At 77.9% G+C, this 15,157-nt stretch carries 12 protein-coding genes; 5 read left to right on the forward strand and 7 right to left on the reverse strand.

Features of this window, described 5'->3' with window-relative positions; translation table 11 throughout:
• Positions 1-418 precede the first annotated feature (418 nt).
• Complete coding sequence (locus ACFY07_RS10995) at positions 419-1,822, forward strand: cellulose binding domain-containing protein (protein WP_390868381.1); 1,404 nt, start codon at positions 419-421, stop codon at positions 1,820-1,822.
• Between the two features lie 144 nt (positions 1,823-1,966).
• On the opposite strand, the gene ACFY07_RS11000 is transcribed toward ACFY07_RS10995, so the two are convergent.
• The 6 genes from ACFY07_RS11000 to ACFY07_RS11025 all read right to left on the reverse strand — a co-directional run bounded on the left by ACFY07_RS11000 (position 1,967) and on the right by ACFY07_RS11025 (position 8,098).
• Complete coding sequence (locus ACFY07_RS11000; RefSeq protein ID WP_390868382.1) at positions 1,967-3,370, reverse strand: PucR family transcriptional regulator; 1,404 nt, start codon at positions 3,368-3,370, stop codon at positions 1,967-1,969.
• Between the two features lie 505 nt (positions 3,371-3,875).
• Positions 3,876-4,853 carry a DUF3618 domain-containing protein gene (locus ACFY07_RS11005; RefSeq protein ID WP_390868383.1) on the reverse strand — a complete coding sequence of 326 codons (978 nt, stop codon included), beginning with the start codon at positions 4,851-4,853 and terminating at the stop codon, positions 3,876-3,878.
• Entirely contained in the window at positions 4,829-5,266 is a 438-nt protein-coding gene (locus ACFY07_RS11010) for a phage holin family protein (RefSeq protein WP_230649649.1), read from the reverse strand. The genes ACFY07_RS11005 and ACFY07_RS11010 overlap by 25 nt, the downstream gene beginning before the upstream one ends.
• 220 nt (positions 5,267-5,486) lie before the next feature.
• Positions 5,487-6,494 carry a rod shape-determining protein gene (locus ACFY07_RS11015; protein ID WP_390868384.1) on the reverse strand — a complete coding sequence of 336 codons (1,008 nt, stop codon included), beginning with the start codon at positions 6,492-6,494 and terminating at the stop codon, positions 5,487-5,489.
• A gap of 259 nt (positions 6,495-6,753) precedes the next feature.
• Complete coding sequence (locus tag ACFY07_RS11020) at positions 6,754-7,122, reverse strand: co-chaperone YbbN (protein WP_230649645.1); 369 nt, start codon at positions 7,120-7,122, stop codon at positions 6,754-6,756.
• Positions 7,123-7,267: 145 nt separating this feature from the next.
• Complete coding sequence (locus ACFY07_RS11025) at positions 7,268-8,098, reverse strand: VOC family protein (RefSeq protein ID WP_390868385.1); 831 nt, start codon at positions 8,096-8,098, stop codon at positions 7,268-7,270.
• Positions 8,099-8,306: 208 nt separating this feature from the next.
• Between ACFY07_RS11025 and ACFY07_RS11030 the strand changes: the two genes are divergently transcribed.
• The 4 genes from ACFY07_RS11030 to ACFY07_RS11045 all read left to right on the forward strand — a co-directional run bounded on the left by ACFY07_RS11030 (position 8,307) and on the right by ACFY07_RS11045 (position 14,023).
• Positions 8,307-9,113 (forward strand): rhomboid family intramembrane serine protease, encoded by an 807-nt coding sequence (locus tag ACFY07_RS11030; protein ID WP_390868386.1) that lies wholly within the window; start codon positions 8,307-8,309, stop codon positions 9,111-9,113.
• Between the two features lie 405 nt (positions 9,114-9,518).
• A complete protein-coding gene (locus tag ACFY07_RS11035; protein ID WP_390868387.1) occupies positions 9,519-10,721 on the forward strand; it encodes an imelysin family protein in 1,203 nt (400 codons plus the stop codon).
• Positions 10,718-11,962 (forward strand): iron uptake transporter deferrochelatase/peroxidase subunit, encoded by a 1,245-nt coding sequence (gene efeB, locus ACFY07_RS11040; protein ID WP_390868388.1) that lies wholly within the window; start codon positions 10,718-10,720, stop codon positions 11,960-11,962. The genes ACFY07_RS11035 and efeB overlap by 4 nt, the downstream gene beginning before the upstream one ends.
• Positions 11,963-12,166: 204 nt before the next feature.
• Complete coding sequence (locus ACFY07_RS11045; protein ID WP_390868389.1) at positions 12,167-14,023, forward strand: phospholipase C; 1,857 nt, start codon at positions 12,167-12,169, stop codon at positions 14,021-14,023.
• 197 nt (positions 14,024-14,220) lie between these two features.
• Here the strand turns inward: ACFY07_RS11045 and ACFY07_RS11050 are convergent, their stop codons facing one another.
• Entirely contained in the window at positions 14,221-15,051 is an 831-nt protein-coding gene (locus tag ACFY07_RS11050; RefSeq protein WP_390868390.1) for an SAM-dependent methyltransferase, read from the reverse strand.
• Positions 15,052-15,157 lie beyond the last annotated feature (106 nt).

Here is a 15,157-nt window from a genome sequence, read left to right on the forward strand (position 1 = left end):
GCCGGCGGCGCCCTACGGCACGGCCGGCCCCGGTGTCCGCCCGGCCGCGCCCGCCTCGGCCGGCCGTGCCCGCGTCCGTGCCCGGCCGTGCCCCCCGCCCGCGGCGGGCCGGGTGCCGCGGCCGCGCTCCCGGGCCGCCGCCGTCCGAAGCCTTGACCGTTCACGCTCACGGGTGCTTCCATCGCAGCAGCCGGGGCCGCGCGACTGTCGAGCGGCCCCAGGGCCGCCCCCCGGCCCGGTGCCCGGCGCGGACGTCCCGCCGGGTGGGCGGCCCCGCCGCCGTGCCGGTACGGCGGCCGTGCGAGATCCCCCGCCGTCCTGTCCCGCCTCCGTGCGGCGCCGCAGGATGACATCGTTGTCAGGGCTCCGGCGCCCCGAGGCGCGCCGCGCCCGGCCCCCCACCCGGGAGAAACCCCCCATGCTGCGCTTCCTCCACCCCCGCGGCCTGCCCGCGCGCCCCCCGTCCCCCCGGGCCCCGTCCCCGCGCGCCCTGTCCGGCCGCGCCGGAGCCGCGGCCGCCGGCCTCCTCGCCGCGCTCCTGCTGTCGACGGCGGCCGTCCCGTCGGCGCCCGCCGCCACCGTGCCGCCGCCCGGCGCGGAGGTGACCGGCAACGCCACCCACTTCGACGGCCTGGGCTCCCCCTACGGGGGCTGCGGCCTGCCGCAGTCCCGGCTGGACTCGCAGGACTTCGTCGCCCTCAACGTCTTCGACACCCCCGGCGACCACTCCGACTCCTACCCGCGGCCCGTGCCGTCCTCGATGGACGCGAAGAAGGGCGTCTGGGACAACGGCCTCAACTGCGGCCGCTGGGTGAAGGTGACCATCGGCGACTACTGCACGGGCACCAACGACGGCGCACCCCGGCAGCCGTTCTGCCGGAACGGCGCATGGACGGCCGACGCCTACAACGGCGCGACCCTCACCATGCTCGTCGCGGACAGCTGCGCCGACCCCAACGCCTGGTGCCGCGACGACCCGGCCCACCTCGACCTCGCCACCGGCTCGCTCGCCCGCTTCGCGAAGAACGGCAGCCCGGTGACCGGCATGTACCCGGACCACTGGAACAACCGGCACATCTCCTGGAGCTTCGTGCCCGCCCCCGGCTACACCGGCGACATCCGGATCGGCTGGATGCAGGGGGCGCAGCCGTACTGGCCGGCCGTCGCCTTCTCCCACCTGCCCGACGGCATCCACGGCGTGCAGTACCTCGCCGACGGCGCCTGGCACGACGCGCGGATGAACAGCGACATGGGCCAGTCCTACATCCTCGCCCCGACCACCGCCGGGGGGACGCGGTTCACGGTCCGGGTGCGCGACGCCTCCGACCGCTACCTCTTCGGCGGCCGCACCTACGACTTCTCCCTCCCGGCGGCCTGCTCGGGCGGCTGCTCCCAGGACTACACGCCCGCCGACTACACCACCGGCCAGGACGGCTCCACACCCACGCCCACCCCGACCCCCACCCCCACGCCCACCCCGACCGCGACGCCGACCCCCACCGCCACCCCCACGTCCGGCGGTGCGGCGTGCAGTGCGACCTGGCGGGTCACCAACTCCTGGACCGGCGGCTACCAGGTGGACGTGACGGTCGCGAACACCGGATCCCGCACCACCACCGGCTGGGCCGTCGGCCTGGGCCTGCCCCCGGGAGTGCGCATCAGCGGCATCTGGAACGCGGCCGTGGACGCCTCGGCGCCGCCCACGACGGCGCGCAACGTCTCCTACAACGGCTCCCTCGCCCCGGCCGCCTCGACCTCGTGGGGCATGACCCTCGACGGCTCCGACCGGAACCTCGGAACACCGGCCTGCACCGCCTCCTGACACCCGTCCGCCCCTGCTCCCCGGGACCTCCGGGGGCACGGCCGGGCCGCGGTCCGACGCCGCGGCGGTGGGGTGACCGGGCGGGGCGGTGCCCGGGCGGGGCGGTGCCCGGGCCGCGGGGCCCGGGCACCGCGGCCCGGCCGGTCAGCGGGCGGGCCGGGCCGCCGCCCGCGAGGAGACCCCGGCCGGTCCGGCCACCCGCGCCGCGACGGACCGCCGGAGCGTCGGCAGTCCGCCGGGCGTGCCCGCGTCCCCGGGGCCCCCCGCCCCGGTCCCGGTCCCGGTACCGGCCCCCGGGACGGTGGACGGGGCCAGGCCGGACAGCAGGCGGCGCGCCCGCAGGGCCAGTTCCAGCTCGAAGCGGACGTCCGGGTCGTGCAGCCCCTCCCCGAACAGCTCCTCGATCTGCCGCAGCCGGTAGCGCACGGTCTGCGGGTGGACCCCCAGCAGCCGGGCCACCCCGGGCGCGCTGCCGCCGCAGTCGAGCCAGGCCAGCAGGGTCTCCGCCAGCCGTTCCCGCTGGCGGACCGTCAGCTTCTGCAGCGGCGCCAGGCGGCGCCCGGCCATGATCCGGACCAGGGTCTCGTCGCCCAGCAGCACCAGGGCCGGCAGGTGGTCGGCGCAGTGCAGCACCGGTCCCTCGCCCAGGCCCCGGGCGCCCAGGGCCAGCAGGCGGCGCGCCCACCGCAGCGAGACGCCCGCGTCCGCCAGCCGCACCGGCGGCCCCACCGCGGCCGGCCGGCCGCCCAGGGCCCGGTCCAGCACCGGGCGGGTGCGCGGACCGAGGTCCGCGAGGAGCAGGTACGGCTCGGGCCCCTCGGTGTCCGCGAGGGCGTCGACCCCGGCGGCCGGCAGGAGGGGGTCCGGCGGGAGGGGGCCCGGCTCCCCGGCCCGCCCGGACGGCCGCAGCGCGACGGCCCGCACGGTCTCCGGCAGCGGCCAGCGTGCGGCGCGGGCCAGGGCGGCGACGGCCTCGCGTCCCGGCACGGGCGTCCCGGTCAGCAGTTCCAGCAGCCGCCGCCGGTTGCGCTGCACCTCCCCGGCCAGGGCGGTGCGGACCTCGCCGTACCCCTCGGCACTGTGGCCGGTGAGCTCCTCCGCGTACGCGAAGACGGCCTCGGCGACCCGGTACATCCGCTCCGGCGGCACGCCGGCGCGGGAGCCCGACTCCACCAGCCACCGCCAGACGGCGCGGGCGCCGGTCCGGTACGCGGCCCGCAGGGCGTCCGGGCCGCGGCCCTCGCGGGCCTCGGCGCGGCCCAGCGACCGGAACAGCTCGGCCGTGTCCGGGTCCGGGGCGCCGCGGACGGCGGCGGCCCGGTCCGCGAACCCCGCCAGGGCGCGTTCCACGCCGAGCCGGACGGTGCAGCCGCCGGCGGCGTCCGGACCGCCGGCCGGCGCCGGCCGGCGGAACTCCGGTACGCACCTCAGGATCTCCCTCACCGTCAGGTCCGTCAGGTGCGGCAGTCCGGCGCGGAGCAGCGGCACGACCTCCTGCGGCAGGTCGTCCCTGATGTCGTCCCAGTCGTCGTCGGCGAAGCAGTGCATCGCGGCCACACTCCTCGTCTGCGAGGGCAGCCGCCGGCGCGGGTGGGGGGCCTTCCTGCGGCTGCCGCGGGGGCGCCGGGGCGGCGGCGCCTCTCGACGGTAGGCCATCGCGCTACCCGGCGGTAGCCTCCGCGTCCGAACCCGTCCGGACCCCGGTCCGCCGCGGTGGGGAGCGGTCGTTCGTGCGCGACGCTCGACGGCGGCCGCCGCCCGGGCGCACACCGCTTGCCGCGCCCCTGTGCCTGCTCCTGCATCCGGTGCCCCTGCGTCGCGGTACCCCCGGGGTCGGCGTTCCTGCGTCCGGCGCTCCCGGGCCCGGTGCTGGGGACCGGGTGTCCCGCGGCGCCCTGCGGTCGCGTCCCCCGGCCCGGCCCGGTCCGTCCGGACCTGTCCCGGCCCGTCCCGGCCGTGACGCGCACCGCCGCGCGGCCCCGGCCCGGTGCTCCGGGCGGTCCGCGCGGCGGTCCGCGTCCTCTGCGCCCTCCTCAGGGGCCCGGCGGCTCCCTCACCGGGTCCGGCCGACCCGGTCGGCCCAGGCGGCGGCGGTCCTTCCGGCGGCGGCGCCCCTGCGGGTCCAGGCTGCCGCGCGGCGGGGCCGGCTCGCCCAGGAGGTGACGGCCCCGGCCGCGGCGCCCCTGCGGGACCAGGCCGCGGTGCGGCGGGCGCCCCCGCCCGTCCACGAGGCCGCGGTCCTGCCGGCGGCGGTGCCCTTCCGCGTCCAGGCGGCCGCGCGGCGGGGCCGGCTCATCCACGAGGCGAGCGCCCCGGCGGCGGCGCCCCTGCGGGTCCAGGAGACCCTGCGCCGCGTCCGGCCCGGCCAGGCGGCGAGCGCCCCGGCGGTGCCCCGGCGGGCCCGCGCGGTGGTCCGCGGCGCCTTGCTCGGCCAGGAGGCCGCGCCGCGGCGCGTCCCCTTCCGCACGACGACGACCGCGGTCGCCACGCCCGCGCAGGCCGCCAGCACCCCGGCCGTCAGCGGTGCCTGCCTCCGCAGGCGTCCGGCCACGCCCTCCGCCCCGGTGGCGGGGTGCGCGCCCGCGGCCTCGCCCGGGGCGGGCACGCCGCCCACGGCCGGTGCGCCGGCCACCGGAACCGCCCCGGGGCCGGCGTCGGCCGCCGTGCCCGCGCCGGTCACCGGGACCGCCCCGGCCATCGGCCCCATGGCCGCCGCCGGCTCCGCGCCGGCGGCCGGGACCGCCCCGGCCGGGGGGACGGCCGCCGCGGACCCGTTGCCGTTGCCGTTGCCGTGTCCGTCCACCGTGCCGCGGTGCGGCAGGTGCACCGCGCTCCGCACACGCTGCGCCGTGCTCTGCGCCGTGCCGGCGACGGAGGCGCGGGCGTCGCCCAGCCTGCGCCTGGCGTCCTCGGTGCGGCGGTGCGCCACCCGGCCCGGCGTCACCTTGTCGGCGATCCGGTCCACCGTTTCTGTGAGATGGCGGCGGGTGTCCTCGATCTCGTGCCTCAGCTCCTCGGGTGTCGAGCCCACTGCGCGTCCTCCTTCAGCGTCTCCATGGTGTGCTGGGGCTTGGGGTGCACCGCGTGCAGCTTCCGCCGCCCGGTCAGGAACAGCACTCCCGCGACCAGCGCCCACACACCCGTCACCACCAGGGCCGCCCAGGCGATGTCCATGACGTGGGCCAGGCCGAAGACCCCGGCGAGGCTGCCGAACAGGACCAGCATGTGGCCGGCGTACCCGGCGCCCCCGAGCATGCCCGCGCCCTTGCCGGCCTTGGCGGCCTCCTGCTTCAGCTCCATCCGGGCCAGTGCCATCTCCTGGCGCACCAGCAGCGACATGTCCCGGCCGAGCTCGCCGACGAGTTCTCCCACCGAGGCGCGGTCGGCCCCGCGGACGTGCCCCCGCTGCTCGGTTGCCGGTTCGTACACCTGGGTTCGGGCCATGGTCGGCCTCCTTCGCAGTCCCCGCGCTTCGACGCCCCCCTACTGCGCCGGGTTTCCCGGGAGGGCCGGGGCAAACCCGCCGCAGCCGGTCCGACCCGTCCCCGACCGGGCGGATCCGGCATCGCCGCGGCCTCCCGGACCAGGCCTCCCGGAACCGGTCCTGCGCAGGTCCGGCCCGCTCGGACCCCGCAGGACCGCGGGCCGCCGCGCCGTGCGGACGTCAGTGGGAGACCGCCTCCAGGAGGTTCGCCAGGGAGGGGTCCTCGGCGCAGCGGCCCGCGCCGCGCACGGCCGCCGTCCCCGGCTCGGAGGCGATGTGCACCGGCGTCCCGGTGGCCCGCCGCAGGAGCTCCTCCAGGCCGTCCAGGCGGGCGCCCTCGCCCGTGAGGGTGACCCCCCGGCCCAGGAGGTCGCGCGACAGCTCCGGCGGGCAGCGGTCGAGGACCGCGACGACCTCCGCCGCGATCCGCTCCAGCGGGTCGCGCAGGGCCGCACGGACCTCGTCCGCCTCCACCGCCAGGGTGACCGGCATGCCGGTCGACGTGTCCCGGCCCCGTACCGTCAGGGTCCGGCCCGCCGCGTCGGCGGCGGCCAGGCCGGTCTTCAGCCGCTCCGCCGTGTGCCGGCCGACGTCCACCTGGAGGCGCTTGCGCAGCCGGGTCCGGATCGCCTCGTCCAGGACGTCGCCGGAGACCGGAACGGACCGGGCGGCGACCACGCCCCCCAGGCAGAGCACGGCGATCTCGGTCGTCCCGGCGCCCACGTCGACGACGAGCGTGCCGGTGGCCTCCTGCACCGGCAGCCCCGCGCCCAGTGCCGCGGCGACCGGCTTGGGGATGAGCCGCACGCGGCTCACGCCCGCCACCCGGCAGGCGTCGAGGACGGCCCGGCGGCCCACGCCGGTGGTGTCCGACGGGGCGCAGACCACCGCCTGGGTGCGGGCCGGGCCGCGGCCGCGCCCGGCGAGCATCAGCAGGTGGCGCAGCATCCGCTCGGCGACCTCGAAGTCGTCGATGTTGCCGGCCCGCAGGGGGCGGACGACCTTCACGTGCGCGGGCGTGCGGCCGTGCATGCGGCCCGCCTCGGCGCCGATGGCGAGGATGCGGCCGGTGGTGGTGTTCACGGCGACCGCCGTGGGCACGTCGACGGCGATGCCGCCGTGCGCGTTGTAGATCCGGGTGGATGCGGTACCGAGGTCGAGTGCTATGTCGCGTGTCAGCAGTCCCACGAATCCCACGGTCGTCCTCCCGGATGGCTGCGGCCGCGGCGGCGTCCGCCCGGGGTCCGCCCGTCCGGCCCCGCGCCCCTGCCGCCCTCACGACCCATGCTGTCCGGCCGGGGCCGCGCCGCAATCCGTGCGAGGCGCGTTCGAGGACCGCACGGACGTCCGGACCGGGGTGCGGGCGCGCGGACCTGCGGTCCCCGCGGGGAACGGGGGATTCCGCGGGGCTGGGCCGCCCGGGTGACCGGGCGGCCCGCCCGTCCGGTCAGTTCTGCGCCTTGGCCGCCCGGCTCCGGACCTCGTCCATGTCCAGGGCGCGCACCTGCGCCAGCAGGTCCTCCAGCGCGGCCTGCGGCAGGGCGCCCGGCTGGGAGAAGACGAGGAACCCGTCCCGGAACACCATCAGTGTCGGGATGGAGGTGATCTCCAGCGCGGCGGACAGCTCCGGCTCCTGCTCCGTGTCGACCTTCGCGAAGACGACGTCGGGGTTGGCCGCGGCCACCCGCTCGTAGACGGGGGCGAACGCCTTGCAGGGGCCGCACCAGGAGGCCCAGAAGTCCACCAGCCGGATGCCGTCGCCCTCGACGGTGCGGACGAAGTCGTCCTTGGTCACATCGATCGTGGAAGTCGCCATGTGCGCGCTCCTGGAGCCTGGTCGTGGTCGCGACCGCCGTTCCGGCCGTCGCCGTACCCGCCAACCCCGCGCCGCCGTCCGGTATTCCGGATACGTCCCCTTCCCGGCCCGCCTCCGCCCGCCCGCGTCCCGCGTCCCCGCCCGCTCAGGCCACGGGCAGGCAGGCCGTCCCCTCCCGGCCGTTCGGCGCCCGCAGGTCGGCCACCCGGAACAGGCCGCCCTCGCGGTCCCGCAGCGCCGCCACCCGCCCGTACGGGGTGTCCGTCGGCGGCCCGGCGACCTCGCCCCCCAGGGCCGCCGCCGCGCGGGCCGCCGCGTCCACGTCCGGCACCGCGAAGAAGACGTCCCAGCGCGGGCGCACCCGCGGGTCCGGCGCCGCCTCCACGGCACCCCCGCACAGCCCCGCCACCGGGTGCCCGTCGACCCGCAGCACCACGCGGTCGTGCTCCCACGCCACGTCGCTGCGCCCCTCCGGGTCCGACCCCCAGCCGAAGACCTCCCCGTAGAAGACCGCCGCCGCGAAGGCGTCCCGGGTCTGCAGCTCGATCCAGGCGGGCACCCCGCGCGAGCGCCGCATCCGCCAGCCGGGCGTCTTGTCGCCCTGCCAGATCCCGAAGACCGCGCCCGCCGGGTCGGCCGCCAGTGCCGCCCGGCCGTCCTGGAAGCCCAGCGGGCCCACCGCGACCGTGCCGCCCGACTCGCGCACCGCCTGGGCGCGGGCGTCGGCGTCCTCCGCCTCGAAGAAGACCGTCCACGACACGGGGAAGCCCAGGTCCTGCGCCATCGCGCCGATGCCCGCCACCGGCATGTGGCCGACCACCGCCTCCAGGTACGGGCCCAGCCGCGCCGAGGGCGCCGCCCGGAACTCCCACCCCAGCAGCGACCCGTAGAACTCCTGGGCCGCGTCCAGGCTGCGCGCCATCAGGCTCACCCAGCACGGTGTGCCCGGCATGGACCGCCACGCCTGCTCCGCCATCCGACGCCGCCTTCCTCGTGCGTGCCCCCGTGTGCGTGCCCCGTCCGATCCTCACAGCTCCGTCCGCGGCGCGCGCGCCGGGCGCCCCCCGGCCTCGCCCTCCCGGGGGTCCGGCCGCCTGCCTGCCGCCGGCCTCCGCCTGCCTGCCGCCGGCCTCCGCCGGTCGGCCGCCGGTTGGCCCGCGGCGCGCGCGGGCAGAGAGCCCTCTGTGGTCATCCCCGTGCACGACCTCAACCCGGTGCGCCGCACCCCGTGGGTCACCTACGCCCTGATCGCCGCCAACCTCGCGGTCTTCCTGCTGACGCCGGGGGTGGTCTCCTCCCCGGGAGGCGGCACGGCCCTCGCCGACCTGTGCCGCCTCCAGGCCTTCATCGAGCACTGGGGCGCCGTCCCGCGCGAGCTGGTCCTGGGCCGGACGCCCGAGCTGGTGCCCACCGGCGGCACGGGGGTGGGCCCGCAGGGGCCCGGCTGCCTCCTCGCCCCGCCGGACTACGGCAAGTCGCCGGTGCTGTCGGTGCTCACCGCCATGTTCGTGCACGGCAGCTGGGTGCACCTGCTGGGCAACATGCTCTTCCTGTGGATCTTCGGGAACAACATCGAGGACCGCCTCGGCAGGGTCCGCTACCTGCTCTTCTACCTGCTCTGCGGGTACGTCGCCGGGTACGGCTTCGCGCTGCTCGACCCCCGGTCCGGGACGCCGCTGATCGGGGCGTCCGGCGCCGTCGCCGGCGTCCTCGGCGCCTACCTGGTGCTGTACCCGCGGGTGCGGGTGTGGAGCCTGGTGCCGTTCCTGTTCTTCATCCCGCTGCGGCTGCCCGCGTGGGTGGTGCTCGGCCTGTGGTTCGTCCTCCAGGCGTTCTACTCGGCGGGGTACGGCCTCACCGAGGCCGGCACCGTCGCGTACGCCGCCCACGTCATCGGCTTCGCCGTCGGCGCCGCCCTCGCCGTCCCGCTGCGGCCGGGCACCCGGCAGCCCCCGCCGCCCGGTCCGCGCCGGCCCCGGGCGGCGGTGTAGCGGCGGGGGAGTGCGGAGCCCCGCTCGCCGTCCCGGCGCACCCCGGGCAGGGAGAGGTCGGGCAGGAGCTCGACGGTCCGCGGGGCCGCGGGGCGCCGCCGTTCCTGGTCGCAGGGGCGGCAAGGGGCGGCAGGGTGCGTGCGGGGGGCCGGCCCGGCGGTCCCGCGCGCGGGCGGGCGGGGCGCCCCCGCGCCCCGCCCGCCCCACCACTGGTTCGGAGCCGAAGCGTCCGCGGATGGGCGCGCTCCGCATCCGGTCCGCCCGCTGCGCCCGGCGTGTCGGCCCGGTCCCCCGGCCGCACCGGGTGCCCCGCGGGCGGCGTGCGGGGGAACTTCCGGCGAACTCCGGCCGCCCCGCCCGTCGCGGGCCGCGCGGGACCCCGCCGCGCGCCTAGCATCGGCTTCCATGCGCCCCCCACTCCGCCGCCCCGCCCGGCCGGCGGCCCTCGCCGCGGCGGCGGCCGCCGCGGCCGCCGCGGTGCTGCTGCCGGCCGGCGCACCGGCCGGCCCGCCCGCACCCCCCGACGGCCTGCCCCGCACCGCGGTCGAGGCGTCCCCGGGCTCCTGCGGCCGCGGCTGGGACCGCCCGCACCCCGGCCGCCAGGTCTTCGACGTGCGCAACACCTCCTCCGACGCGACCGAGGTGTACCTCACCGACGCCGCCACCGGCGCCCTGCTCGGCGAGATCGAGGGTCTCGCGCCCGGTGTCACGCGCCCCCTGCAGGCGGTCCTCGGCCGCGGCAGCTACGCCTTCCGCTGCCTGCCCGACGACGCGGACGCGGTGACCGGCCCCACCGTCCGCGTGGCCGCCGGGCCCCGCACGGGCGGCCCCGCCGTCCTCCCCGTCACCGTCCACGACCTGATCCCGCCCGCGATCGCCTACCAGGCGAGGGTCGCCGCCGGACTGGACCGCCTCACCGGGAAGGTGGCGGCCCTGCGCGCCGCCGTCGACCGCGGCGACACCGCCGCCGCCCGGAGCGCCTGGCTGGACGCGCACCTCGCCTACGCCCGCCTCGGCGCCGCCTACGGGGCCTTCGGCGCCCTCGGCGAGGCCGTCGACGGCCTCGCCGAGGGACGCCCGCTCGGCGTCCGCGACCCCGCCTTCACCGGCTTCCACCGCATCGAGCACGGCCTGTGGCACGGGGAGTCCGCCGCCGCCCTGCGCGGGCCCGTGCGGCGGCTCGCCGACGACGTGGCGGCGCTGCGCCGCCACTGGGCGGACACCCGCATGGACCCCGCCGACCTGGGCGTCCGGGCCCACGAGATCACCGAGGACACCCTCCGCCTGGACCTGTCCGGCCGGACCGACCACGGCAGCGGCTCCGTCCTCGACACCGCCCGCGCCCGGCTCGACGGCACCGCCGAGGTGCTCGGCCTGCTGCGCCCGCTGCTGGTCCGCCGCGACCCCGGCCTGCCCGGCACCGAGCGGTGGCTCGACCGGACCCGGCGCGACCTGGACGCCGTCCGCCCGGTCCGGCCCGGCGGCCCCCGCCCGCTCCCGGGCGCCCTGCCGGCGGTGCGGCGGGAGCGCCTGGAGGCCGACTTCGGCGCCCTGGCGGAGCGGCTGGCCGCGGTGGCGGCGGTGTGCGACCCGAGGAGGACCTCGTGAACCGGCGGCAGGGAGTGGGCCGCAGGTCGTTCCTGCGCGGCGCGCTGGCGGCGGGGACGGCCGGTGCGGCCGCCGGTGCGGCGGCGGTGGGCGCGGCGGAGACGGCCCGGGCGTCGTCCCCCGCCGGCACCGGGCCGGCGCCCGCGGTGCCGTTCCACGGCCGCCACCAGGCGGGCGTCCTCACCCCGCCGCAGCGCCACGGCGTCTTCGCCGCCTTCGACGTCACCGCCCGCGACCGCGGCGAGCTGGCCGGACTGCTGCGGACCCTCACCGACCGGCTGCGCCTGCTGACCGCCGGGGGAGCGCCGGAGCCCGCGGGCGTCGGCGCCCCGCCCGCCGACGCGGGTGTCCTCGGGCCCGTGCCGCCCGCCGACCGGCTCACCGGCACGGTCGCCGTCGGCGCCTCGCTCTTCGACGGCCGGTACGGCCTCGCGGACCGCCGGCCCCGCCGCCTGCGGCCCATGGACGTCTTCCCCGACGACGCGCCCGACGAGGCGTGGTGCCACGGCGACCTGCTGCTGCAGCTCTGCGCGGACAGCCCCGACACCGTGCTGCACGCCCTGCGGGACGTGGCCCGCAGCACCCGGGGCCTGATGCAGGCGCGGTGGCGGGTCGACGGCTTCGTCCCCCCGCCGCGGCCGGAGGGAGCCCCCCGCAACCTCTTCGGCTTCAAGGACGGCACCGCCAACCCCGACACCGCGGACGCCGCCGCGATGGACCGCCTGGTCTGGGTGGGGCCCGGCACCGGTGAGCCGGACTGGGCGGTGGGCGGCAGCTACCAGGTGGTGCGGCTGATCCGGATGCACGTGGAGTTCTGGGACCGGGTGACGCAGGGCGAGCAGGAGCGGATCATCGGCCGGGCCCGGGACACCGGCGCCCCGCTGGACGGCTCCGCCGAGCACGACGCGCCGCGGTACGCGCAGGACCCCAAGGGCGACGTCATCCCGCTCGACGCCCACATCCGCCTGGCGAACCCCCGGACCCCCGCCGCCGCGCCCACCCGGATGCTGCGGCGCGGCTACAGCTACGACCGGGGCCTGCAGGCGGACGGCGACCTCGACACCGGCCTGGTCTTCTGCTGCTTCCAGCAGGACCTCGACCGGCAGTTCGCGGCGGTGCAGCGGCGGCTGGCGGGGGAGCCGCTGACCGACTACGTGACCCCCTACGGCGGCGGCTACTTCTTCGTCCTGCCGGGCGTGCGCGACGGCGCGGACCGGCTGGGCCGCGGGCTGCTGCCGTGACCGCGGCGCCGCCGCCGGACGCCGGCCCGCCGGGGGCCGGCGGCCGTCATGGGCCGCCGCGGAACGGGAAGGCAATGCCCGGGCAAAGAAACCCGGGGATCTCCTGACCATCAGTTCATCCGACCGCCGCCCGCAGCCCGCGTGCCGCTCGCCGGGCCGCGTCAGGATCAACCCCGTCGTCCCGCTCAGCCCGGAAGGCCAGACATGCCCAGCAGGAGACTCACCAGCCCGCCGGTCCGCCGGTCCGCCCGCCGCGCCGGCGCCCTCGCCGCGGCCGCGGCCCTCACCGCCCTCGCCGCGGCCGCGCCCGCCTCCGCCGCGCCCGCGCACGGCGGCGGCCCGGCCCGGACCGCCACGCCGATCAAGCACCTGGTGGTGATCTACGGCGAGAACGTGTCCTTCGACCACTACTTCGGGACCTACCCGGTGGCGGTGAACACCGACGGCACGCCCTTCCACGCCGCGCCCGGCACCCCCCGCTCGATCGACACCCTGAGCGCCGCCGGCCTGCTGAAGGACAACCCCAACCAGTACGCCCCCAAGCGGCTCGGCCCCGCCCAGGCGGTCACCTGCGACCAGAACCACAACTACGGCGCCGAGCAGCTCGCCTACGACGGCGGCAAGGCGGACAAGTTCGTCCAGTACACCGACTCCGGCAAGTGCTCCGGCACCCTCTACGGCGAGCCCGGCCTGGTAATGGACTACTACGACGGCAACACCGTCACCGCGCTGTGGAACTACGCCCAGCACTACACCCTGAGCGACCGGGCCTTCGGCTCCACCTACGGCCCCTCCACCCCGGGCGCGCTCAACCTGGTCGCCGGCCAGACCCACGGCGTCGTCTCGGTCGACCCCGCCACCGGCACCGAGAATCCGGCGCAGACCTCCACCCCGGACCCGTACACCGTGGCCTCCCCCGACGCGCACGGCGTGGGCACCGTGATCAACGACCCGGACCCCGCCTACGACGACTGCTCCGACAAGGACCACACGAGCAGCTACAAGCTGGCGGCGATGAAGGGCCGCAACATCGGCGACCTGCTCAACGCCAAGGGCGTCAGCTGGGGCTGGTTCCAGGGCGGCTTCCGCCCCAGCACCCCCTGGGACGGGCAGGCCGGCCACTACGCCAAGTGCGGCGGCACCACCCACGCCAACGTCGCGGGCAACGCCTCCGTCGACTACAGCCCCCACCACGCGCCGTTCCAGTACTACAGGTCGACGGCCAACCCGCACCACCTGCCGCCGGCCTCCGTCGCCGAGATCGGCCACGCCGGGCGCGCCAACCACCAGTACGACATGAGCGACTTCGACGCGGCCCTGGCCGACGGCAACCTGCCCGCCGTCTCCTTCCTCAAGGCCCCGGAGTACCAGGACGGCCACGCCGCCTACTCCGACCCGCTCGACGAGCAGCACTTCCTCGTCTCCGAGATCAACCGCATCCAGCAGTCGCCGGAGTGGAAGGACACCGCCGTCGTCGTCGCCTACGACGACTCCGACGGCTGGTACGACCACGCCTACGCCCCGGTGCGCAACGGCTCCACCGACGCCACCAAGGGCTCCAACGGGCTGCCCACCGACTCCCCGGCCTGCCAGGCCGGCCCCGCGGCCAAGGGCGGCTACCAGGACCGCTGCGGCCCCGGCGCCCGCCAGCCGCTGCTGGTGATCTCCCCGTACTCCAAGGTCAACCACGTCGACCACACCCCGACCGAGCAGGCCTCGATCACGGCCTTCATCGAGGACAACTGGGGCACCGGCCGCATCGGCGACTCCTCCTTCGACCGCCGGGCCGGGAAGCTCACCCACGCCTTCGACTTCCGCCACCCGAACCGGCAGCAGGTCCTGCTGAACGCCGACGGGTCCGTGAAGTCCGCCGGCCCGATCCCCGCGCACCCCGTGCGGCCCGCCCGGGTCGGCCTGAAGGACGCCGGCACGGTCGCCGCCGCCACCCCCGCCGGCTCCTCGGCGGCGCTGCCCGCCGCGCTCGGCGGTGCCGCCGCGGCGGCCGTCGCGGGCGGCTGGGTGCTCAACCGCCGCCTGCGCCGCCGCGGCGCGGCCGTCTGACGGAGGCGCGGAGGCGCCGCAGCACGGAACCACGGAGGGGCGGCCCGGTCACCGGGCCGCCCCTCCGCCGTCCCCGCCCCGTGCGGCGCCGTGCCACGGCGTCACGGCGTCACGGCGTCACGGCGTCACGGCGTCACGACGCCACGGCGTCACGACGTCACGGCGTCACCCGGCCACCGGGCCACGGCCCCGCGGCGTCACGGCTTGCGGCCCAGGCCCGCCGCGATCAGCTGCTCCCAGACGCCGGGCTCGCGCTGCTCCTCGCCGATGCGGGACATGCCGTCCTCCGGGTCCGGCCGCCAGGACGCGCAGGTGACGACGCCCGGCTCCAGCAGCTCCAGGCCGTCGAAGAGGGCGCGCAGCTCGTCGTCGGTGCGCCAGCGGCCCCGGCCGAAGGTCTCCTGCAGCTTCGCCTCGGCCTCGGCGGTCTCCGCGTTGGCGCCGGAGCGGAAGTGCGAGATGAAGACGTGGCTGCCGGACGGCACCTGGTCGCGCCAGTAGCGGACGATGGCGCCCGGGTCCTCGTCGTCGTTCACGTGGTGCAGGATCGCGGAGAGGATCACGGCCACCGGCTGGTCGAAGTCGATGAGGGCCGTGGTGTCCGGGTGGTGGCGGATGGCCTCCGGGTCGCGCACGTCGGCCTGGATGACGCGGGTGAGCTCGTTCTCCTCCAGCAGCGCCCGGCCGTGGGCCAGCACGATGGGGTCGATGTCCACGTACACCACGCGCGAGCCGGGGGCGTGCCGCTGCGCGACCTGGTGCACGTTGTCGGCGGTGGGCAGCCCGCTGCCCATGTCGAGGAACTGGCGTATGCCGGTGTGTGCGGCGATGTCGCGGACCGCCCGGGTGAGCGCCGCGCGGTTGGTGTGCGCGATCGCCACCGAACCGGGCAGGTTGACCTTGAAGTGGTCCCCGACGGCCCGGTCGGCGGCGTAGTTGTCCTTGCCGCCGAGGAGGTAGTCGTAGACCCGGGCGATGCTCGGGCGGGTCTGGTCCACCTCTGACGCCATCTCGGGCATGCTGACCATCCTGTTCCTGACGGACCGTTGTCGGGCCCCATCGTAGGAGCGCGCTGATCGCCGGGGCCAGGTTCCGGGCGACCTGGTTCCGCCGCCCCCGGACCGCCGTACCCTG

Origin of the sequence: Streptomyces sp. NPDC001380 (assembly GCF_042895785.1) — a bacterium.
In the GTDB taxonomy this organism is placed as follows: domain Bacteria; phylum Actinomycetota; class Actinomycetes; order Streptomycetales; family Streptomycetaceae; genus Peterkaempfera.

Bases quoted from the DNA above. Each gene is read 5' to 3' on its own strand.
- ACFY07_RS10995 (WP_390868381.1), top strand. From the start codon at position 419: ATGCTGCGCTTCCTCCACCCCCGCGGCCTGCCCGCGCGCCCCCCGTCC.
- ACFY07_RS11000 (WP_390868382.1), bottom strand. From the start codon at position 3,370: ATGCACTGCTTCGCCGACGACGACTGGGACGACATCAGGGACGACCTG.
- ACFY07_RS11010 (WP_230649649.1), bottom strand. From the start codon at position 5,266: ATGGCCCGAACCCAGGTGTACGAACCGGCAACCGAGCAGCGGGGGCAC.
- ACFY07_RS11020 (WP_230649645.1), bottom strand. From the start codon at position 7,122: ATGGCGACTTCCACGATCGATGTGACCAAGGACGACTTCGTCCGCACC.
- ACFY07_RS11025 (WP_390868385.1), bottom strand. From the start codon at position 8,098: ATGGCGGAGCAGGCGTGGCGGTCCATGCCGGGCACACCGTGCTGGGTG.
- ACFY07_RS11035 (WP_390868387.1), top strand. From the start codon at position 9,519: ATGCGCCCCCCACTCCGCCGCCCCGCCCGGCCGGCGGCCCTCGCCGCG.
- ACFY07_RS11045 (WP_390868389.1), top strand. From the start codon at position 12,167: ATGCCCAGCAGGAGACTCACCAGCCCGCCGGTCCGCCGGTCCGCCCGC.
- ACFY07_RS11050 (WP_390868390.1), bottom strand. From the start codon at position 15,051: ATGGTCAGCATGCCCGAGATGGCGTCAGAGGTGGACCAGACCCGCCCG.